16 protein-coding genes are annotated in these 20,711 nt (G+C 56.7%); 7 read left to right on the top strand and 9 right to left on the bottom strand.

The annotated features are described in order from the left end of the window. Positions 1-17: 17 nt before the first annotated feature. The gene (locus ACQG2Q_RS08100; RefSeq protein WP_023305800.1) at positions 18-3,701 is read right to left on the bottom strand and encodes a DNA translocase FtsK 4TM domain-containing protein; all 3,684 of its coding nucleotides are present in this window, start codon (positions 3,699-3,701) and stop codon (positions 18-20) included. A gap of 135 nt (positions 3,702-3,836) precedes the next feature. Beyond that, on the bottom strand, positions 3,837-4,331 hold the full coding sequence (lrp, locus tag ACQG2Q_RS08095; RefSeq protein ID WP_000228469.1) for a leucine-responsive transcriptional regulator Lrp: 495 nt from the start codon (positions 4,329-4,331) through the stop codon (positions 3,837-3,839). Between the two features lie 543 nt (positions 4,332-4,874). Here lrp and trxB point away from each other — a divergent pair. The 5 genes from trxB (at position 4,875) to infA (ending at position 10,698) form a co-directional block, all read left to right on the top strand. Beyond that, positions 4,875-5,843, top strand: a complete 969-nt coding sequence (gene trxB, locus ACQG2Q_RS08090) for a thioredoxin-disulfide reductase (RefSeq protein ID WP_022647616.1) — start codon at positions 4,875-4,877, stop codon at positions 5,841-5,843. 114 nt (positions 5,844-5,957) lie between these two features. After that, positions 5,958-7,724, top strand: a complete 1,767-nt coding sequence (gene cydD / locus ACQG2Q_RS08085) for a heme ABC transporter permease/ATP-binding protein CydD (RefSeq protein ID WP_063849201.1) — start codon at positions 5,958-5,960, stop codon at positions 7,722-7,724. Further along, positions 7,724-9,445, top strand: a complete 1,722-nt coding sequence (cydC, locus tag ACQG2Q_RS08080) for a heme ABC transporter ATP-binding protein/permease CydC (RefSeq protein ID WP_023299714.1) — start codon at positions 7,724-7,726, stop codon at positions 9,443-9,445. Before cydD ends, cydC begins: the two co-directional genes overlap by 1 nt. 45 nt (positions 9,446-9,490) lie before the next feature. Next, a complete protein-coding gene (gene aat, locus ACQG2Q_RS08075; RefSeq protein WP_023299713.1) occupies positions 9,491-10,195 on the top strand; it encodes a leucyl/phenylalanyl-tRNA--protein transferase in 705 nt (234 codons plus the stop codon). A 284-nt stretch (positions 10,196-10,479) separates the two neighbouring features. Beyond that, entirely contained in the window at positions 10,480-10,698 is a 219-nt protein-coding gene (gene infA / locus ACQG2Q_RS08070; RefSeq protein WP_002211347.1) for a translation initiation factor IF-1, read from the top strand. A 71-nt stretch (positions 10,699-10,769) separates the two neighbouring features. Here the strand turns inward: infA and ACQG2Q_RS08065 are convergent, their stop codons facing one another. The 3 genes from ACQG2Q_RS08065 to clpS all read right to left on the bottom strand — a co-directional run bounded on the left by ACQG2Q_RS08065 (position 10,770) and on the right by clpS (position 14,100). Then, positions 10,770-11,219 carry a hypothetical protein gene (locus ACQG2Q_RS08065; RefSeq protein WP_096216924.1) on the bottom strand — a complete coding sequence of 150 codons (450 nt, stop codon included), beginning with the start codon at positions 11,217-11,219 and terminating at the stop codon, positions 10,770-10,772. A 253-nt stretch (positions 11,220-11,472) separates the two neighbouring features. Continuing rightward, positions 11,473-13,752: an ATP-dependent Clp protease ATP-binding subunit ClpA gene (clpA, locus tag ACQG2Q_RS08060; protein ID WP_022647611.1), complete on the bottom strand. Its 2,280-nt coding sequence runs from the start codon at positions 13,750-13,752 to the stop codon at positions 11,473-11,475. 27 nt (positions 13,753-13,779) lie between these two features. Next, positions 13,780-14,100: an ATP-dependent Clp protease adapter ClpS gene (gene clpS / locus ACQG2Q_RS08055; RefSeq protein WP_006174393.1), complete on the bottom strand. Its 321-nt coding sequence runs from the start codon at positions 14,098-14,100 to the stop codon at positions 13,780-13,782. Positions 14,101-14,367: 267 nt separating this feature from the next. On the opposite strand from clpS, the gene cspD reads away from it, so the two are divergent. Further along, complete coding sequence (cspD, locus tag ACQG2Q_RS08050) at positions 14,368-14,589, top strand: cold shock-like protein CspD (protein ID WP_006174390.1); 222 nt, start codon at positions 14,368-14,370, stop codon at positions 14,587-14,589. Positions 14,590-14,659: 70 nt separating this feature from the next. Here cspD and macB read toward each other — a convergent pair whose 3' ends face one another. Genes macB through ACQG2Q_RS08035 form a run of 3 tightly spaced genes read right to left on the bottom strand, consistent with a single transcriptional unit; the run spans position 14,660 to position 17,882 of the window. Next, positions 14,660-16,600 carry a macrolide ABC transporter ATP-binding protein/permease MacB gene (macB, locus tag ACQG2Q_RS08045; protein WP_032624546.1) on the bottom strand — a complete coding sequence of 647 codons (1,941 nt, stop codon included), beginning with the start codon at positions 16,598-16,600 and terminating at the stop codon, positions 14,660-14,662. Further along, on the bottom strand, positions 16,597-17,712 hold the full coding sequence (macA, locus tag ACQG2Q_RS08040; RefSeq protein ID WP_022647609.1) for a macrolide transporter subunit MacA: 1,116 nt from the start codon (positions 17,710-17,712) through the stop codon (positions 16,597-16,599). Before macA ends, macB begins: the two co-directional genes overlap by 4 nt. Continuing rightward, positions 17,709-17,882, bottom strand: a complete 174-nt coding sequence (locus ACQG2Q_RS08035; protein ID WP_159427240.1) for a hypothetical protein — start codon at positions 17,880-17,882, stop codon at positions 17,709-17,711. The genes macA and ACQG2Q_RS08035 overlap by 4 nt, the downstream gene beginning before the upstream one ends. On the opposite strand from ACQG2Q_RS08035, the gene ACQG2Q_RS08030 reads away from it, so the two are divergent. Continuing rightward, positions 17,872-18,828, top strand: a complete 957-nt coding sequence (locus ACQG2Q_RS08030) for a VirK/YbjX family protein (protein WP_063849203.1) — start codon at positions 17,872-17,874, stop codon at positions 18,826-18,828. The genes ACQG2Q_RS08035 and ACQG2Q_RS08030 overlap by 11 nt on opposite strands. On the opposite strand, the gene ACQG2Q_RS08025 is transcribed toward ACQG2Q_RS08030, so the two are convergent. After that, entirely contained in the window at positions 18,825-20,483 is a 1,659-nt protein-coding gene (locus tag ACQG2Q_RS08025; protein ID WP_063849204.1) for an ATP-dependent endonuclease, read from the bottom strand. The two genes, ACQG2Q_RS08030 and ACQG2Q_RS08025, sit on opposite strands and share 4 nt — an antisense overlap. Positions 20,484-20,711: the final 228 nt, after the last annotated feature.

The following is a 20,711-nucleotide window of genomic DNA, read 5'->3' as shown; positions in this document are numbered from 1 at the left end:
TTTGCAATCGCTGAAGATTACTCAAAAGGCGGTGGCGCCAGCACCTCACGGTTACCGTTGTGCCCCTGTTCGCTCACGATGCCCTGGGCTTCCATCTGCTCAATGATACGCGCCGCGCGGTTGTAACCGATACGGAACTGGCGCTGCACGCCGGAGATGGACGCTTTGCGTTTTTCGGTGACGAAATTAACCGCCTGGTCGAATAACGGATCCAGCTCTTCGCCGCCGTCAAAACCACCGCCGCCACCTTCGTTTTCGCTGTCAGAGGTGATGCCGTCAACATATTGCGGTCGCCCGCGCGCTTTCCAGTCTTGCACAACCGCGTGCACTTCCTGGTCGCGAACAAACGCACCGTGAACACGCACCGGCGAGGTGGAGTTCGGCCCGGAATAGAGCATATCACCCATCCCCAGCAGCGACTCTGCTCCGCCCTGGTCAAGGATAGTACGGGAGTCAATTTTACTCGACACGGTAAACGCGATACGAGTCGGGATGTTTGCCTTAATAAGACCGGTGATTACATCCACGGACGGACGCTGCGTTGCCAGTACCAGGTGGATGCCCGCCGCACGCGCTTTCTGTGCCAGACGCGCAATCAGCTCTTCCACTTTCTTGCCAACGGTCATCATCAGGTCGGCAAATTCATCCACCAGCACCACGATGTAAGGCAGTTTTTCCAGCACCGGATGCTGGGCATCCATGCTGTCACCCGGCTTCCAGTATGGGTCCGGAATCGGACGGCCCATACGCGCCGCCTCGGCGATTTTCTCGTTATAACCGGCCAGGTTACGCACGCCCAGCGCCGACATCAGCTTGTAGCGACGCTCCATTTCATTGACGCTCCAGCGTAATGCGTTGGCGGCGTCCTTCATGTCGGTAACCACTTCCGTTAACAGATGCGGAATGCCTTCGTAGACGGACAGTTCGAGCATTTTTGGGTCGATCATGATGAAACGCACGTCTTCAGGCTGCGCTTTGTAGAGCATACTGAGGATCATGGCGTTCACCCCGACCGATTTACCCGAGCCGGTAGTACCCGCAACCAGCAGGTGCGGCATCTTCGCGAGATCGGCAACCACCGGATCGCCGGCGATATCTTTACCCAACACCACGGTCAGCGGGGACGGGTTGTCGCGGAATTTGGTGTTATCCAGAACTTCACGCAGATAAACGGTCTGGCGTTTCTTGTTTGGCAGCTCAAGGCCAACGTAAGGCTTGCCTGGGATCACTTCCACCACGCGTACCGCCACGGTGGACAGAGAACGCGCCAGGTCGCGGGAGAGGTTAGAAATACGCGCCGCTTTTACGCCCGGTGCCAGGTTCAGTTCGAAACGGGTGATCACCGGGCCCGGTGAGTAGTTCACCACGTCCGCTTTAATGCGGAAGTCAGCCAGACGCGCTTCCACCAGACGGGCCATCTGCTCAAGGGCAAAGGTATCCACCGGCTCGACTTCCGCTGGCGGTGGCGTTAACAGATCCAGCGACGGTAGCGGCGTACTTGGTCGTTGCAGCGGTCGGCTGTCTCCGTTACGCATCAGCAGCGGGTGAATCAGGCTCTCCTGCGGCTGTGGTGCTGGCTGCTGGAACTGTGGCTGAGGCGGTGGAGAAGGTGTCTGCGGCTGCGCATACGCCTGCGGCGCCGGCTGTTGCGGCTGCACGTAAGCCTGTGGTGCAGGCGGCTGACGCACCGGCTCCGCTTCCGGCATTACGCTCGGCGTGAACAGCGGTTCGCTTGGGCCATCATCCACCAGATCTTTCATTGGTGAGAATTCGAAATCCGACAGCGAGAACGGGTTTGCCCCCGAAGGTTGCTCACCGGAATAACGCTGCTGCTGCGTTGCTGCAAACTGGCGCGCCAGCTCCGCTTCGGCCGCATCATCCTCGTCCTGCTGTGAAGGCACGTGATGCTGTGAAGGCACGTCATGCTGATACTCTTCGCCGTAACGCTGATTCTGCTGGGCAGCAAACTGACGCGCCAGCTCATCCTGATGCAGTTCGTCGGCATCATCTTCGTAGTCGGACTCACGGGCTTTTTCTTCCGCCATACGCTGGGAAGGCAGTTTAATGCCATAAGAGGCCAGCTCCCGGCGAGTCGGTACGCGCACGCGGTTAGGGCGCGGCAGCTGTGGACCAATGCCCTCTTTCACCTGAGGACGCGGGGCGCTGTCGGCTGCCGGGCTGAATAGCGGAGCGGACGCGGCAGCGGCTGCCGTTGCCTGCTTCACGGCTTCTGCACCCGACGCAACGGCTGGCGTAGGTTCTACAGGTGGAACGCTGACCGAAGGCGCTTTTGCAACAGGCTCCTGCACCGGCTCGGGCACGGGCTGATACCAAGCGGCAAGCTGCTCGCGCTCACGGGCGCGGCGCTCTTCCACTTCTTCAAAATAGTATAATGGCGGACGGGATGGCTTCGCTTCCTCCACCACTTCGGGTTCAGACACCGGTGCAACGTAAGGCTGTTCAGGTACAGCGGGTTCGGGCGTATAAGCCTGATACGGTTGTTGCGGCACGCTGGCAGGCTCAGGCGGCTGATACGGTTGCTGCCACTGTTCCTGCTGCACAGGAATATAACTTTCAGGCTCCGGCGCAATGGTCGGTTCAGGCGTATGGACGCCTGGCGCAGTCTGCCAGTCTACCTGCGGTTGCTGGATCGCGGACTCCGGTGCCGGAACAGGCGAGGACGGCATCACGGCTTCAACAGGCGCAACATGGGCCTGCGCAGCCGTCGTTGCGGCAGCAGCAGCGGCTACCGGTTCAGTCACGGAGTGGCCATTCAGCAGCGGATCGTATTCGTCATACTCTCCCGGCGTGGCTCGATGGCCAGAGAACAGTACGTCATCAGGGTCGACGGCCGCACCGCGATACTCAATCTGCTCGTCTTCATCCATACGTTTGCCGGAGAACAGCGCGGCATCAGTTTTACGGCCTAACGGGTTAGCAAATTTTTCAGCGACGCGCTGGCGGCGCGCCAGAGCACCGCGCAGAATACGCGCGCGGCGAGATTCACGCCGCTGTACAGGCGCCTCGTCTTCCTCTTCGTACTCATCTTCATACTCGTCTTCATCGACCCACGTATCGTCACGACGGGTACGGTTGCTGGCGAACGTCAGCAGCGTCAGAATAAAGCTGCCGATCTTCTCAGCAATGCTCACCCAGGACCAGCCGGTAAACAGCGTCAGGCCCGCCGCCCAGATACAGAGCAGCGCCAGCGTGCCGCCGCTGCTATGAAGCATCGGTTGCAGCGCGGAGCTCAACAGGCTGCCGATCACCCCGCCGGAGGCGAAGTACCAGATATCATCGGCGTTGATCGCCGCCAGCCCACAGGAGGTGAGGATCAGTGCCAGGGCGCCAATCAGGCGCAGCGAAACGGCAAAATAATCGATGTAGTCGTCGTTCTGTCGATGACGCCAGGCAAACCAGCATCCGCCAATAATGATGACGGGAAGGGTATAAGCCATCACTCCGAAAATGAAAAAGAGCGTGTCCGCAAGCCAGGCACCGGGAACGCCACCTAAGTTATGAATAGGCTCATGCCATGCGGTTTGCGACCAGCTGGGATCTGAGGGGTTGAAACTGAGTAAGGCGGCCATCAGCCAGACGGCAAAAAGGGCAATAACAATCAGTAACGCCTCGAGGAGACGACGTCCGCTGCTTAGCTTAGATAATGTGACTTCTTTGTCTTCAGTGTATTCCTGGCTCAAGAAAGGCTCTCCAGGTATCAGGCATGTCCTGCCTGTGTGCTAAAACGGACAACAGCGCCGGGTATCCCCGGCACTGTTGCTGTATGGATTAACAGGAGTGTAATCAAACTACACTGATTTTGCACCTGTTCCGTGTTAGCGCGTCTTAATAACCAGACGATTGCTCTGTTTGACCTCTTCCATCACCACATAAGTACGGGTGTCGTTCACGCCTGGCAGACGCAGCAGGGTTTCACCCAGCAGCTTACGGTAGGCGGACATATCAGGTACACGGGTTTTTAACAGGTAGTCAAAATCACCGGAAACCAGATGACACTCTTGAATTTCTTCAAGTTTTTGTACAGCGGCGTTAAATTGCTCAAACACATCCGGCGCACCACGATTCAGAGTAATCTCAACAAATACCAGAAGTGAGGCATCCAGATAATGCGGGTTTAGCAGAGCCGTATAGCCCTGAATAAAACCCTGTCTTTCCAGTCGACGCACACGCTCAAGGCACGGCGTCGGGGAAAGTCCCACACGTTTTGAAAGCTCGACGTTGGAAATACGCCCATCCTTTTGCAATTCATTAAGAATGTTACGATCGATACGGTCGAGATCTTTGCCAGGGCGCTTCTTGCTATCTACCATTATTATTGTCTCTCTGTATTCCTTCCCTACTCCTGCCTGGACCCTGTGCACATCACTGTTCAGAGCCTGCACCCGTTATTCATCACATCGCCTGGTTATGTATTAGATGCGATGTGGATTCGGGTTCTGCGGTAAGAAGACCGTTGCCCGAAAGCAGTCACAGACATCACGTATGGCGTCTGTCCACACCATGCGTAGATTTCACTGACCCGGTAAAAATGGCATTTACGTGCATGTCTATTCGACATGCAGTTCATGCGTCTTTTTTTCTTCCTTGAATGTTTTCGCAAAAGCGCAGGGGATTGTCAAAGCAAAACATCGATTTTTAGTACAAGATGCCAGATATTCATTACGGGGGGGTATTAATCATCATTTTATTGCCTTATAAACGCGCGATTTTCAGTAGCAGACGTGATATGACCGTGTCTGATCCATAGGGCGTGACTATTGCATATATCGGAAGCAAAACTGTCGTGCTCTTTTTTTACGGCAACAAATTCCCTACAATCCAGCCCATTGCCTGCCAACAACAATGGGGATCTCATGGGCACGACCAAACACAGTAAGCTGCTAATCCTTGGTTCTGGACCTGCGGGATATACCGCAGCGGTCTATGCTGCACGCGCTAACCTGCAACCGGTACTGATTACCGGGATGGAAAAAGGCGGTCAGCTGACCACCACCACGGAAGTGGAAAACTGGCCGGGCGACCCGAACGACCTGACCGGGCCGCTGCTGATGGAGCGCATGCACGAGCATGCTGCTAAATTCGAAACCGAAATCCTGTTCGACCACATTAATAAAGTGGACTTGCAGAACCGTCCGTTCCGTCTGACCGGCGACAGCGGTGAATACACCTGCGATGCGCTGATCATCGCTACCGGTGCCTCTGCCCGTTATCTCGGTCTGCCGTCTGAAGAAGCATTCAAAGGGCGCGGCGTATCAGCCTGCGCGACCTGCGACGGTTTCTTCTATCGCAACCAGAAAGTTGCGGTGATTGGCGGCGGCAACACCGCTGTGGAAGAAGCGTTGTATCTGGCGAACATCGCCTCAGAAGTACACCTGATCCACCGTCGCGACACCTTCCGCGCTGAGAAGATCCTGATCAAACGCCTGATGGATAAAGTGGCGAGCGGCAACATTGTGCTGCATACCAACCGTACGCTGGAAGAAGTGACCGGCGATCAGATGGGTGTGGCGGGTCTGCGAATTCGTGATACGCAGAACACCGACACCGTCGAAACGCTGGAGGTGGCAGGCCTGTTTGTGGCAATCGGTCACAGCCCGAACACGGCCATTTTCGAAGGCCAACTTGAGCTGGAGAACGGCTACATCAAAGTGCAGTCTGGCATTCACGGCAATGCCACGCAGACCAGCATCCCAGGCGTCTTCGCGGCTGGCGACGTGATGGACCATATTTATCGTCAGGCGATCACCTCTGCGGGGACCGGCTGTATGGCCGCCCTGGACGCAGAACGCTATCTGGACGGACTGGCAGAACAAGGTAAATAATCTTTACAAGTCAGTAACAAACGTAAATAAAGGCGGCCACTGGTCGCCTTTATTTTTGCTCACGTGTAACATGCAGATGTCTAATTTCTTATAACGTCACCTGCAAAGTACGCAATGGAAAAAACCCGTCAACAAGAGTTAACGCGCTGGCTGAAACAGCAAAGCGTTCTGTCCCGCCGCTGGCTTATGATTTCCCGCGTTCTGGGATTTATCAGCGGTCTGTTGATTGTTGCCCAGGCATGGCTGCTGGCCCGCATTCTCAATCATATGATCATGGAGAGCATCCCGCGCGAAGCGCTGCTGCTGCCGTTTATCGTTCTGGTGCTGGTTTTCGTCCTGCGTGCGTGGGTGGTCTGGCTGCGCGAGCGGGTTGGGTTCCATGCCGGCCAGCACATCCGCTATGAGATCCGCCGCAAAGTGCTCGACCGGCTTTCGGAAGCCGGGCCTGCGTGGATCCAGGGCAAACCGGCCGGTAGCTGGGCGACGCTGATCCTTGAGCAAATCGACGATATGCACGATTACTATGCGCGTTATCTTCCACAGATGGCGCTGGCAGTGTTTGTGCCTCTGATGATTGTTATCGCCATCTTCCCTGTTAACTGGGTAGCGGCTCTGATCCTGATGGGGACCGCCCCGCTCATCCCGCTGTTTATGGCGATGGTCGGCATGGGTGCAGCAGATGCTAACCGTCGCAACTTCCTTGCGCTGGGTCGGTTGAGCGGTCATTTCCTGGACCGTCTGCGCGGAATGGAAACCCTGCGGATCTTTGGTCGTGGTGAAGCGGAAACCGAAAACATTCGCCTGGCGTCGCAGGATTTTCGTCAGCGCACCATGGAAGTGTTGCGCATGGCCTTCCTTTCTTCCGGCGTGCTCGAGTTCTTTACCTCCCTGTCGATTGCGCTTGTGGCGGTTTACTTTGGCTTCTCCTACCTCGGCGCGCTGGACTTTGGCCACTACGGTACGGCGGTCACGCTTTCCGCCGGGTTCCTGGCGCTGATCCTGGCCCCGGAATTTTTCCAGCCGCTTCGCGATCTCGGCACCTTTTACCATGCCAAAGCGCAGGCGGTGGGTGCTGCCGACAGCCTGAAAACCTTTATGGAAACGCCGCTGGCACATCCGGAGCGTGGTGAAGTGACGCTGAATACGAACGATCCGGTGACCATTGAAGCACAGGATTTTTCTGTTCTGTCGCCTGAAGGCAAAGTGCTGGCCGGCCCGCTGAACTTTACCCTGCCTGCCGGGCAACGTGTGGTGCTGGTGGGTACCAGCGGCTCAGGTAAAAGCTCATTGTTGAATGCGCTGTCAGGTTTTATGGCGTACACCGGATCGCTGCGTATCAACAAAACGGAGCTGCGCGAGCTCGATCCTGATGCCTGGCGTAAACAGCTAAGCTGGGTGGGTCAAAACCCTCAGCTGCCTGCCCCAACGCTGCGCGAGAATGTGCTGCTGGCAAGGCCGGATGCACGTGACGATGAGCTGCAATCGGTCCTCGACCGCGCCTGGGTCAGCGAGTTTTTGCCGCTGCTTGCGCAGGGTGTCGATACCGTCATTGGCGATCAGTCTGCCGGGCTGTCAGTGGGCCAGGCACAGCGCGTCGCGGTTGCCCGTGCGCTGCTGAACCCCTGTTCGTTAATGCTGCTGGACGAACCCGCCGCCAGCCTGGACGCTCACAGCGAGCAGCGCGTGATGGATGCGCTTAACGCAGCCTCACGCCAGCAAACTACCCTGATGGTGACCCACCAGCTGGAAGGTATTGCCGACTGGGATCAGATCTGGGTGATGGAAAACGGACACATTGTTGAGCAAGGCGATTACGCCGCGCTTGTTGCCGCACTGGGGCCCTTTGCGACCCTGCTGGCGAACCGTCAGGAGGATATCTGATGCGCGCCCTGCTTCCCTATCTTGCTTTGTATAAACGCCACAAATGGATGCTGACGCTCGGGATCGTACTGGCGATTATCACTCTGCTCGCCAGCATCGGCCTGCTTACGCTTTCTGGCTGGTTCCTCTCCGCGTCTGCGGCCGCAGGCTTTGCCGGGCTATACAGCTTTAACTACATGCTGCCTGCCGCCGGGGTGCGCGGCACGGCGATTACGCGAACTGCCGGGCGCTACTTCGAACGCCTGGTCAGCCACGACGCGACCTTCCGCGTGCTGCAACACCTGCGTATTTATACGTTCAGCAAATTGCTGCCCCTCTCCCCTGCCGGGCTGGCACGTTTTCGGCAGGGCGAATTACTCAACCGCGTAGTTGCGGATGTGGATACGCTGGATCACCTCTATCTGCGCGTCATCTCGCCCATGGTGGGCGCGTTTGTGGTGATTGTCGTGGTCACGCTGGGGTTGAGTTTCCTGGATGTTCCCATCGCACTGACGCTCGGCGGCATCATGCTGATGACGCTGATTATTCTGCCGCCCCTGTTTTATCGTGCAGGTAAAACCACCGGGGAAAACCTGACGCGTCTGCGCGGGGAATACCGCCAGCAGCTCACCTCCTGGTTGCAGGGTCAGGCCGAGCTCACCATTTTTGGTGCCAGCAAGCGCTACCGCACCCGTATGGAAAATACGGAACTGAACTGGCATGAAGCCCAGCGTCGCCAGTCTGAACTGACCGCGTTTTCTCAGGCGCTGATGATGTTAATCGGTGGGTTTGCCGTTATCGCCATGCTCTGGATGGCCTCCGGTGGCGTGGGCGGTAACCCGCAGCCTGGCCCGCTGATTGCGCTGTTTGTTTTCTGTGCCCTGGCAGCCTTCGAAGCCTTAGCCCCGGTCACCGGCGCCTTTCAGCATCTCGGCCAGGTGATTGCCTCTGCGCTGCGCATTACGGATATTGCAGAGCAGGAGCCGGAAGTGAAGTTCAGCGCGGGTCAAACCGCTGTGCCGGAGCAGGTCGCGCTGACGCTCAGCAACGTCACCTTCGCCTACGACAAGCAGGCGCAAAACGCGCTGGAAGACATCAGCCTTTCTGTTGATGCCGGGCAGCGCATTGCGATCCTTGGCCGTACGGGATGTGGCAAATCGACGCTTCTGCAACTCCTCACGCGCGCCTGGGACCCGCAGCAGGGCGAGATTCGGTTTAACGACCTTCCGCTGTCTGATTTTAGCGAAGCGGCCTTGCGTAAAACGGTCAGCGTCGTGCCCCAGCGTGTGCACCTGTTCAGCGCTACGCTGCGCGATAATCTTCTTCTGGCGGCACCGGACGCCTCTGACGATACGCTACGGGCGATGCTGGAACAGGTTGGGCTGCACAAGCTGCTTGAGGACGACGGGTTGAACAGCTGGCTGGGTGAAGGGGGCCGACAGCTTTCCGGCGGCGAACTGCGTCGTCTGGCCATCGCGCGCGCCCTCCTGCACGATGCGCCGCTGATGTTGCTGGATGAACCGACAGAAGGTCTGGATGCGACAACCGAGAGTCAAATTCTTGATTTACTGACAAAGGTGATGAAAGGCAAAACCGTGCTGATGGTCACTCACCGCCTGCGTGGGCTGGTGAATTTCGATCGAATAATTGTGATGGACAACGGACACATAATTGAGCAAGGTAATCACGCAGAGCTGCTGGCAAAACAGGGTCGCTACTACCAGTTTAAACAGCGCCTGTAGACTATATTTGTAGCGTCCTCTCTCGCGTACTGGAGTTCTGTTGTCATGCGCCTGGTGCAGCTTTCTCGCCATAATATTGCGTTCCCTTCTCCGGAGGGGGCGCTGCGTGAACCTAACGGATTGCTGGCTTTGGGCGGCGATCTCAGCCCGGCGCGTCTCTTAATGGCTTACCAGCGCGGCATCTTCCCGTGGTTTTCTCCCGGCGACCCGATTTTATGGTGGTCTCCGGACCCGCGAGCCGTGCTGTGGCCCGGGCAGTTTCACCTGAGCCGCAGCATGAAACGTTTTCACGCAAATTCGCCCTATCGCGTCACGCTCAATCACGCCTTCGGGCAGGTAATCGAAGGCTGCGCTGAAGATCGTCATGAAGGCACCTGGATAACCCGCGATATCATTATCGCCTACCACCAGCTTCATGAGCTGGGCTACGCGCACTCCATCGAAGTATGGAAAGATGATGACCTCGTTGGGGGGATGTACGGGGTGGCGCAGGGCACGCTGTTCTGCGGCGAGTCGATGTTCTCCCGCGCCACGAATGCGTCGAAAACCGCGCTGCTGGTTTTTAGCCAGGAATTTGCCCAACGCGGCGGACAACTGATGGATTGTCAGGTGCTGAATGAGCACACCGCCTCGCTCGGCGCGGTTGAAATTTCCCGCCGACGCTATATCGAACACCTTGAACAGTGCCGACAGGAGACTCTTCCGCGCGATTTTTGGGTTCCCAGAATGCTCTTTATGCCCAATGCCTAAATGTTTTCCGCATATTTTTTATGAGGGTGTTATAATTACGCCGCAGAGTAGCTTCTGCCTGTTGCCCCGCCGCCGTTTGGGACCCTCGCTTCAGATAACGTCCTGACGTTTATCCTGTCGTATCCCCTTTACGAATGCGCTTTCCGTTCGGTTGTACCGTGACGCTTGGGCAATACGCTGAAATTGTTTTGCTGCGTTTTAAACGCGCAATTCTTTACTTAATTGATGAATTTCGGCATTATCTTGCCGGTTCAAAACTTGGTAGTGATACCCCAGAGGATTAGATGGCCAAAGAAGACAATATTGAAATGCAGGGTACCGTACTTGATACGTTGCCTAATACCATGTTTCGCGTAGAACTGGAAAACGGTCACGTGGTAACTGCGCACATCTCCGGTAAAATGCGCAAAAACTATATCCGCATTTTGACGGGCGACAAAGTGACTGTTGAACTGACCCCGTACGACCTGAGCAAAGGCCGCATTGTCTTCCGTAGTCGCTAATTGTTTTCGCCTGTAATGGCAGATGAATATTTAAAAGGTCGGGACAATCCCGGCCTTTTTTATTTATGGCCTTAGTGTGGCTGTGTCGGCAGATGTATTGTCATGCACGGGTTCATGGGTACGATTAAATCTTCAGCTATCGCGTGGGTAATGTCATGCAACAGTCCCGTCAGGTGCGGCAACATATCGCGGTCAAAATGCGAAACCAGCAGCACGTGGTTTAACGCCCGGCAGTAGTCACATTTCGTTTCTGTATCTTCCAGCAACCACTCTTTTTGTCGCGGCTGTTCCGCTTCGTCCTCAAATTCCACCATCTGAAAATCACGCATGGATTCTGTGAGGCCGGATTTTACCTCTTCCAGATAAGCTCCGAGACAGCGGCAAACGGGCTGCGTTTGTGGGAGCGAATGACAGTCGAGCAGGATTTCAGTGAGCAGGTTACAGCGTTCGGCAAGAGTTGGGAGATCGGGGTTGAGGGAGAGTTCGGTGTAGAGCTGGGCGAAGCTATTAATATTAGTCATATGTAATCCTTTATGCACGCAAGATTGTCTGTGCACACACTTTCAGGACGCCAATCCCGGCACCCGATTTTGCAGGTGCGACACCATTTTATTACTGTAGATTTATCCAGCAACTGACTTCGAAAGAATCTGGAAAGCGCCTCGCAAAATTCCTCTGCGGCCTGATGCCCTCACCCCAGCCCTCTCCCACTGGGAGAGGGAGCAAACAAAAAAAACGGCAACCGAAGTTGCCGTTTTGCTTTTACCTTTCAACTCAGTGAGCCGCTTCCGGCTTGTGCTTCGCCGCGCTCTGGAAATCGTACGTCAGCTCGTTCTTCGCCTGATCCAGCGCCACGGTCACCTGGCCGCCGTCAACCAGCGATCCAAACAGCAGTTCGTTCGCCAGCGGTTTCTTCAGGTTGTCCTGAATCACACGCGCCATCGGACGGGCACCCATCGCACGGTCGTAGCCTTTCTCGGCCAGCCAGTTGCGGGCCTCCTGGCTCACTTCCAGCGACACGCCTTTCTGATCCAGCTGAACCTGCAGCTCGACGATGAACTTATCCACCACCTGATGGATCACCTCGGTAGACAGGTGATCGAACCAGATAATGTTGTCCAGACGGTTACGGAACTCCGGCGTGAAGATCTTCTTGATCTCCTCCATCGCATCGGTGCTGTTATCCTGATGGATCAGGCCGATGGATTTGCGCTCGGTTTCACGTACCCCGGCATTGGTGGTCATCACCAGCACCACGTTGCGGAAATCGGCCTTGCGCCCGTTGTTATCGGTCAGCGTCCCGTTGTCCATCACCTGCAACAGGATGTTGAACACGTCCGGGTGCGCTTTCTCGATTTCATCGAGCAGCAGGACCGCGTGCGGATGCTTGATCACCGCGTCGGTGAGCAGGCCGCCCTGGTCAAAGCCCACGTAGCCCGGAGGCGCACCAATCAAACGGCTGACGGTGTGACGCTCCATATACTCGGACATATCAAAGCGCAACAGCTCAATGCCCAGCGCTTTGGAGAGCTGCACCGTTACCTCGGTTTTACCCACACCGGTCGGGCCGGCGAACAGGAAGGAACCGACAGGCTTGTGGTCATGCCCCAGGCCAGCACGGGCCATCTTGATCGCTTCGGTTAAGGCCTCAATAGCTTTATCCTGACCAAAGACCAGCATTTTCAGGCGATTGCCGAGGGTGCGCAGCGTATCACGGTCGCTCTGAGAGACGCTCTTCTCAGGGATACGTGCGATACGGGCCACCACGGACTCGATATCCGCTACGTTCACGGTTTTCTTACGCTTGCTCGCTGGCATCAGGCGCGCACGCGCACCCGCTTCATCAATCACGTCGATCGCTTTATCCGGCAGATGACGATCGTTGATGTATTTCACCGCCAGCTCCACCGCCGCACGCACCGCTTTCGCGGTGTAACGCACGTCATGGTGCGCTTCGTACTTGGTTTTCAGGCCGTTGATGATCTGCACCGTTTCGTCAACCGACGGCTCGGTTACGTCGATTTTCTGGAAACGACGCGCCAGCGCACGATCCTTCTCAAAGATGTTGCTGAACTCCTGGTACGTCGTAGAGCCCATCACGCGGATCTTGCCGCTGGAGAGCAGCGGTTTGATCAGGTTGGCGGCATCTACCTGACCACCGGAAGCCGCGCCTGCGCCGATGATGGTGTGGATCTCATCGATAAACAGGATGCTGTTGGTGTCCTGCTCCAGCTGTTTTAACAGCGCTTTGAAACGTTTTTCAAAATCACCGCGGTATTTGGTGCCCGCCAGCAGCGAGCCGATATCCAGTGAGTAGATGGTGCAGTCGGCAATCACTTCCGGCACGTCGCCCTGCACAATGCGCCAGGCCAGACCTTCGGCAATCGCGGTTTTACCCACGCCAGATTCCCCCACCAGCAGCGGGTTATTCTTGCGGCGACGGCACAGCACCTGTATGGCACGTTCCAGCTCTTTGTCGCGGCCAATCAGCGGGTCGATACCGCCAACGCGAGCAAGCTGGTTAAGGTTGGTGGTGAAGTTTTCCATACGATCCTCCCCGCCTGCTTGCTCTTCATTGCTGTTGATCTGTCCGCTGGGATCCGATGCCTGGTTAGGCTCGTCTTTTCGCGTTCCGTGAGAGATGAAGTTGACCACGTCGAGCCGGCTGACTTCGTGTTTACGCAGCAGGTAGGCCGCCTGGGACTCCTGCTCACTGAAGATGGCGACCAGCACATTGGCGCCCGTCACTTCGCTACGTCCGGAAGACTGGACGTGGAAAACCGCGCGCTGCAGCACGCGCTGGAAGCTGAGCGTCGGCTGTGTGTCGCGCTCTTCTTCACTGGCTGGCAGCACCGGTGTGGTTTGTTCGATGAAGGCTTCGAGTTCCTGACGTAGCGCCACCAGATCCACGGAGCAGGCTTCCAGCGCTTCGCGGGCAGATGGGTTGCTAAGCAGTGCGAGCAGCAAATGCTCGACGGTCATAAACTCATGTCGGTGCTCACGCGCTCTGGCGAAAGCCATGTTTAAACTGAGTTCCAGTTCTTGATTGAGCATAGGCACCTCCCCCAATTTTATGCCTTATCAGGCCTTTTCCAGCGTACACAGCAACGGATGCTCGTTCTCCCTTGCATAGTCGTTCACCATCGCTACTTTGGTTTCCGCTACTTCGGCAGTAAAGATGCCGCAGATCGCTTTGCCACGATAATGAACGGTAAGCATCAGTTGCGTTGCACGTTCAACATCATAAGAAAAGAACTTTTGTAGCACGTCAATAACAAATTCCATCGGCGTGTAATCATCGTTCATTAACATAACTTTATACATAGATGGCGGTTTTAGCGCGTCGCGCACTTTATCTTCCGCCAGCTGGTCAAAATCCAGCCAATCGTTGGTCTTACCCATTATGCATAACCACTTTGAATCTACCTCAGATGTTAGATAACAATCATCTATTACTGTCATCCGCGATGTCTGTCACAAACTGTTGCAATAGCGTTAACTGCCTCAAATTTTGGTTGATTATTGTCCCAACTCCAGCGCCAAACGCTTGACGGCTTCTTCCGTTTCTCTAAATTGTACAAGCGTGAGTTGGCGAGGTTTTGAACAGCCCCCACTCCACCACCGGTTCATTCCATCTTAATTTATAAGATTTACGAAGGATGTCGAAGCATGGAAATGGGTACTGTTAAGTGGTTCAACAACGCCAAGGGGTTTGGCTTCATTTGCCCCGAAGGCGGCGGCGAGGATATCTTCGCTCACTATTCCACCATTCAGATGGATGGTTACAGGACGCTCAAAGCCGGGCAGTCCGTCCGGTTCGATGTACACCAGGGGCCAAAAGGCAATCATGCCAGTCTGATCGTCCCCGTTGAAGCAGAAGCGGTTGCATAGCTCTCTGATTCATTGTGTACACCCTGCAGGCAAAATGCCAGCCCGATCGGCTGGCATTTTTATTTTCGGGTTATTCGCGCGCCAGCGCATCCACCGGATCCAGCCGCGCCGCGTTCCGCGCCGGTAGCCAGCCGAACAGAATACCGGTGAAGGTGGAACATAAAAACGCCGTCAGGATCGCCATCGGCGAGAAGCCAATCTCCCAGCCCGGTAAGAAGAGCTGGAGCGCAAAGGCGATCATCATCGAGAGCGCAATCCCCATCGCACCGCCCACCAGACACACCAGCACCGCTTCAATCAAAAATTGCTGCAGCACGTCGCTGGCTCTGGCTCCGACCGCCATGCGGATGCCGATCTCCCGCGTACGTTCGGTCACCGACACCAGCATAATGTTCATCACCCCTATCCCGCCGACGACCAGCGAAATCACCGCCACCAGCGTCAGGAACAGCTGAAGAGTACGTGTGGTCTTTTCCGCCGTTTTCAAGAGGCCATCCATATTCCAGGTGAAGAAATCCTTTTTCCCGTGGCGCAGGGTTAACAGCCGCTCCAGCTGCTGTTCCGCCAGCCCGCTGTCGTAGCCCTCCTTCACTCGAACGGTAATAGAGTTAAGCCATGACTGCCCCATGATGCGCCCGGAAATGGTGGTGTACGGCAGCCAGACGCGCAGGATTTTACTGCTGCCGAACATCGACTGCTTCTCTTCCGCCACGCCGATCACCGTCGCTGGCATGTTGCCTACGAGGATCACTTCCCCCACCACATTGGTCTTATTCGGGAACAGCTGCCTGCGGGAGTTAGCGTCTAACACCACCACCTGCGCCCTGCCCGCCAGCTGTTCAGCGTTGAAGGTCGCCCCTTCGCTGAAGGTCATGCCGTAGACGTTGAAGTAATCTCCGCTGACGCCGTTAGCGCTGGCCGCCACGTCGATGTTGCCGTAGCGCAGACGCAGGTTTTGCGAGACGGCAGGCGTGGCGGAGTTCACCCACGGCTGCTTCTGAATAGCCGCCAGATCGTCATACTTCAGCGCCTGCTGATACTGCGGCTCGTCGTCGCCAAAATCTTTGCCGGGGTAAACGTCGATGGTGTTAGTCCCGATGGCGCGAATATCTGCCAGCACCAGCTGTTTCGCCGCATCGCCCACCACCACAATCGACACCACTGAGGCAATACCAATAATGATGCCAAGCATGGTCAGCAGAGTGCGCATTTTGTTGGCCGCCATCGCCAGCCAGGCCATGGTCAGCGCCTCGCGGAAACCGCTGGAAAACTGGCCCCAGCCAGTTGCGGCCGGCAGCGCCTCTTTCGTCGCCGCCGCTCTGGACTGACGTGGCGGCGGGTTGCTGACCAGCTCGCCGTCGTGGATCTCGATAATGCGTTCCGCCTGCGCTGCCACCTGCGGATCGTGGGTGACGATAATCACCGTATGCCCCTGATCGCGAAGCTGATGCAGGATCGCCATCACCTCTTCACCGGAATGGCTGTCGAGCGCACCGGTTGGCTCATCGGCGAGGATCACCTGCCCACCGTTCATCAGCGCGCGGGCAATACTCACGCGTTGCTGCTGACCGCCGGAAAGCTGCGAAGGCTGATAATCAACACGCTCCGCCAGCCCAAGACGCGTTAACAGCGCCTTCGCGCGTTCGAGGCGTTTTTTGCGCTCGACGCCCGCATACACCGCTGGCACTTCCACATTCTGCGCCGCGCTCAGGTGTGAAAGCAGATGGTAACGCTGGAAGATAAAGCCAAAATGCTCGCGACGCAGCTTCGCCAGCGCGTCGCCGTCCAGGGTGGAAACATCCGTCCCGGCCACGCGATAGGTGCCGCTGGTAGGCTTATCCAGACAGCCGAGAATGTTCATCAGCGTTGATTTACCCGAGCCCGATGCCCCGACAATCGCCACCATTTCACCGGCTTCAACGCGCAGGGAGATGCCTTTCAGCACCTCCACCGGCCCGTCGCCGGACGGATAGCTGCGACGAATGTCATTCAGCTCAAGCAGCGCCGTCATTGCGCGGCTCCAGGCAGGCTTTCGCTGGTGACCACTTCCTCACCCTCTTCCAGCCCTTTGACCACCACCACGTCGGTGTCGTTACGTGCGCCAATCACCACTTCCCGCTCGCGGGTTTCACCGTTGCGCAGCACCTTAACTTTGTAGCGATTGTCCCCGGCGGATTCGCCCAGCGCGGAGAGCGGAACCGTCAGCACGTTTTTCACGCCGGTCAGCTGGATATGCACCTGAGCGGTCATGTCCAGACGCAGCACGCCCTGCGGGTTTGGCACCTCAAAACGCGCATAGTAGAAGATGGCGTCGTTGACCTTCTCCGGCGTCGGCAGGATATCTTTCAGCACCCCTTCATAGCGGGTTTGCGGATCGCCCAGCACCGTAAACCAGGCTTTCTGCCCCGGCTTAAGGTGAATGACGTCCGCTTCAGATACCTGGGCTTTCACCAGCATGGTGCTCATATCCGCCAGGGTCAGGATGTTCGGCGCCTGCTGCGCGGCGATGACCGTCTGGCCTTGCAGGGTGGTTATCTGCGTCACTTCCCCGGCCATTGGCGCAACGATTTGCGTGTAATCGAGGTTGGTTTTCGCCGTATCCAGCGAGGCCTGATTCCGCTTGATTTGCGCATCGATGGTGCCAATCTGCGCCTGCTTCACCGCCAGCTCCGTGGCGGCTGTGTCCAAATCCTGTTTCGAGATGGCCTGCGTTTTCGCCAGCGCCTGCTGGCGCGACAGGGTGACCTGAGCGAGATTACGCTCCGCCTGAGCCTGAGCGCGCTGCGCGCGCAACTCCATCAGCGTCGCTTCCACTTCGCGGATCTGGTTTTGCGCCTGCTCAGGATCGATCACGCCCAGCAACTGGCCTTTTTTAACCTTATCGCCAATCTCAACCGACAGGGTTTTAAGCTGACCGCTGACCTGCGCGCCCACGTCAACCTTACGCAGGGCATCCAGCTTCCCCGTCGCCAGCACGTTTTGTTGCAGCTCGCCCGGACGAACAATCAGCGTTTGATACTGTGGTACCGGCGCGTTCAGTACCTTCCATAACCAGAATCCGCCTGCTAACACCACTACCGCCAGCAGCAGAAACAGCTTTCTGCGTTTTCCCTTCAGGTTCATAAATATTCCAAATAATTGTTCTGGCTATCATCACCGTTGATTTTATCTAAACCACTCCTCAACGAAACCCCCGATCCCCGTAATCGTCGGGAATTGTTTACCTGATGTTGATAAAGCGCCTGCTGAAATAGCGAAATTCCACCAGAAGCAGGATCTAACATGTCTTCCATCGTCGATACACCTTATTCAACGCTGTCCCAGCCTAAATCGGGCTGGCAACTGTTTAAAAGCCTGGCATCGGGTTCCCTCACGCCGGGGCTGGCGTGGCAAAATCCGGCCTATCGACGTAAGTTTATGTTGCGCTCGCTGGCAACGCCGTTCACCACTGCGCACCTGCTCGGAAACCTTGCAAAACAGCCCCGTCTGATGCAGATCCTGCGCGTGCAGCCCGGCCTGCCGTGCCGCCTGCACCGACCGTGGCTGACCGTCAATATGGGCCGTCAGAATACGCTGGACGCATTGGACAATCACTATCAGATGATGAGCCGACATCTTCCGGCGTCACTGCTGAACGGCTACCTTTCCAGCCAGGGCATCACGCTGGTGACGTTAACGGGCAAAGAGGAGCAGCAGTTTAGCGTTCGCCTGAGCGCGGATGCGTTTCTGGACAAAGAAGGGGAAGCGACCCTCACTTTTTGTGACCACCAGAACACGGTGCTGGCCGAGCTGACCTTTACGCTGTGCCAATACCAGGGCAAGTCAACGCTCTTCATCGGCGGAATGCAGGGGGCGAAAGCGCATGTCCCGCACGAGCACATTCAGCTGGCGACCAAAGCCTGTCACGGACTGTTCCCAAAACGTCTGCTGGTTGAAGCGGTCATGACGCTGGCAGGCGCCTTCCCCGTCGAGCAGATCCTCGCGGTGAGTAACGCCACCCACATCTACCGCAGCTGGCGCTATCGCAAGAAAAAAGAGGGAAAATTGCTGGCTGACTATGACAGCTTCTGGCGCTCCCTTGGCGGACAGCAGCAGGAGAACGGCAACTTTGCCCTGCCACTGACCATGCCACGCAAACCGATGGAAGAGATTGCGAGTAAAAAACGGTCCGAGTACCGCCGCCGCTATATCCTGCTTGATAGCCTGCACCAACAGGTATCGCAGGCGACTGCCCGTTAATCGGCTCTCCCGCGTGCCAGCCAGAGGACGCGGGAGAACATTTTACGCAGCAGCGTGGGCACCGACTCCACGCCCCGCCTGCCCGCTTCCGTCGCGACTTCAATGGCCAAATCCGGTTTTGACGACCGATGGATAGCTTTGGCAATCACCCGACGCATATTCATGGGCACATCCACCGGGATCATCGCCACGCGGTGAAAGACGTCGTCAAATCCCTGGCGGTACATAAAGTGCTCCATGTCCATCGCGGGCAGCGTGGTCAGATGTTCCCGCTCCTCTTCACGATCGTTATTGAGCAGGCTGCGCACGGTCGCCGCATATTTTTTACCCGCCTCATCGCCATCCACCAGCACGTGCCACTCTATCCCCATCCGGCGCGCAAATTTGATCAGCGGCTTTAAGCCAGACTGAGCAAATTCGATCACTTTGATGCCTTCGGCATCAAAGTGGTGTCCGCACTGGCGCGCCAGCTCGTTTATCACCCAGGTTTCAGTTTCCCCTTCCACCAGTAACCAGCAGCGGGCAAACAGGGAAGAGGCTCGGTTAAAACGGATATGAAACGCAATGCGTCGGCCATCTTCGGCATTTAACCCGCCGGGCCCGAGCCGGTAGGCGGTGACCCGCGAGGATTCACGCACCAGGCGGCAGACATACTCCACCGGCGTCAGGGAGAGCAGCTCGCCGGAATTCGTGGTGGTGACACGCTGCAACGGCAGCAGATTAAGAAGATGCCACGCCACGGAAAGCATAATCGGGTGCAGCCGCGTTTCCGGATCTTCCACCAGCAGCAGAGGGCGCGCGTCCCGATCCAGGCGCACCGTCCCTTTCGCCTGTAAAAGCGTGGAGAATAATCCCAGCAGGATCACCCGATGCGTGCGCCCGCTGGGGCGGTCGATCATGCGGTTGATAATATCGAGATAGCGCCAGCTTCGTTGCTCGTCGTGCGAGCGGCGGCGCATCAGGCGGTGGCGCGCCTGCCCCGTTCCCTGCTCAGAGAAGTAGTGCTCCAGCAGTTGGACCATGGCAGACAGTCCCTGACGGATCTGGCCGTCGGTGAGGTTCTGCGGCCGCGAGACCAGTTCACGGGCGAGGAAATCCAGCTCGCGGGCGGTCACCTCCACGTCAGGCATATTCGGCACGGTGCCGTTACGGATCCGCCGCATAAAGCGCGCGTCTCGTAAGCGCAACACGGGGGAGAGGCGGATAAGATGGCGGGCAAGCTCGTCAATATTATCGAGCGGGATCGGATTCCCCTTCTCATCAAGAAATTCACGCAGGGTTAATACCCCGTCGTTTTGCGCCATTTCGCCCTCAAGGCGATAGAAAATACGCTGGAACCCATCTTCACAGGGCACCCAGCAGGGCGACATAGGGCGAAAACGACGCACGCGATGGCGACCGGGCTCGGATTCGCGGAAGGTCAGAATGATATGCAGGTGTTTCTCGCGCCCGTTGACATCCCCCGGCGGAAACCAGAAGTCATCATGGACGAAGTGGTACAAGTTCGCTTCGGGCGAAAGCAGCAGCGTCAGGGCATCCAGCAGGCTGGATTTACCCCAGGCGTTTTCGCCTATCAGGACGTTGTTCTGTTCCAGTTGCAGCGACAGGCGGTTAATCCCGCGAAACCCGACAATCTCCACACGTTCGAGTAGCATACATCCCCCGCATTTCGGCCACTTTTTCCTTCAAGTTATCAGCAGTATAGCGGCAGGCTGTAGGTCACGACAGCAGAATATACGCCCTCTTAATTATTGGGCTATGCTCTAATTACCTCCATTCTGAACAAGGATTGACATCACATTGCCTTAAATCAAATTTAGTGAATTTATTTGAGTGGCGAAGGGATGTTGATGGTTTCAAAATACTGGCTCTTTGAGTCGTCA

Origin of the sequence: Enterobacter cloacae complex sp. 370H10, from assembly GCF_050031535.1 — a bacterium.
GTDB lineage: Bacteria > Pseudomonadota > Gammaproteobacteria > Enterobacterales > Enterobacteriaceae > Enterobacter > Enterobacter intestinihominis.
This window is presented reverse-complemented; position numbering and strand designations above follow the sequence as displayed.

Coding starts and splice junctions, on each gene's coding strand:
- lrp (WP_000228469.1), bottom strand. CDS start 4,331: ATGGTAGATAGCAAGAAGCGCCCTGGCAAAGATCTCGACCGTATCGAT.
- trxB (WP_022647616.1), top strand. CDS start 4,875: ATGGGCACGACCAAACACAGTAAGCTGCTAATCCTTGGTTCTGGACCT.
- cydD (WP_063849201.1), top strand. CDS start 5,958: ATGGAAAAAACCCGTCAACAAGAGTTAACGCGCTGGCTGAAACAGCAA.
- cydC (WP_023299714.1), top strand. CDS start 7,724: ATGCGCGCCCTGCTTCCCTATCTTGCTTTGTATAAACGCCACAAATGG.
- aat (WP_023299713.1), top strand. CDS start 9,491: ATGCGCCTGGTGCAGCTTTCTCGCCATAATATTGCGTTCCCTTCTCCG.
- infA (WP_002211347.1), top strand. CDS start 10,480: ATGGCCAAAGAAGACAATATTGAAATGCAGGGTACCGTACTTGATACG.
- ACQG2Q_RS08065 (WP_096216924.1), bottom strand. CDS start 11,219: ATGACTAATATTAATAGCTTCGCCCAGCTCTACACCGAACTCTCCCTC.
- clpA (WP_022647611.1), bottom strand. CDS start 13,752: ATGCTCAATCAAGAACTGGAACTCAGTTTAAACATGGCTTTCGCCAGA.
- clpS (WP_006174393.1), bottom strand. CDS start 14,100: ATGGGTAAGACCAACGATTGGCTGGATTTTGACCAGCTGGCGGAAGAT.
- cspD (WP_006174390.1), top strand. CDS start 14,368: ATGGAAATGGGTACTGTTAAGTGGTTCAACAACGCCAAGGGGTTTGGC.
- macB (WP_032624546.1), bottom strand. CDS start 16,600: ATGACGGCGCTGCTTGAGCTGAATGACATTCGTCGCAGCTATCCGTCC.
- macA (WP_022647609.1), bottom strand. CDS start 17,712: ATGAACCTGAAGGGAAAACGCAGAAAGCTGTTTCTGCTGCTGGCGGTA.
- ACQG2Q_RS08030 (WP_063849203.1), top strand. CDS start 17,872: ATGTCTTCCATCGTCGATACACCTTATTCAACGCTGTCCCAGCCTAAA.
- ACQG2Q_RS08035 (WP_159427240.1), bottom strand. CDS start 17,882: ATGGAAGACATGTTAGATCCTGCTTCTGGTGGAATTTCGCTATTTCAG.
- ACQG2Q_RS08025 (WP_063849204.1), bottom strand. CDS start 20,483: ATGCTACTCGAACGTGTGGAGATTGTCGGGTTTCGCGGGATTAACCGC.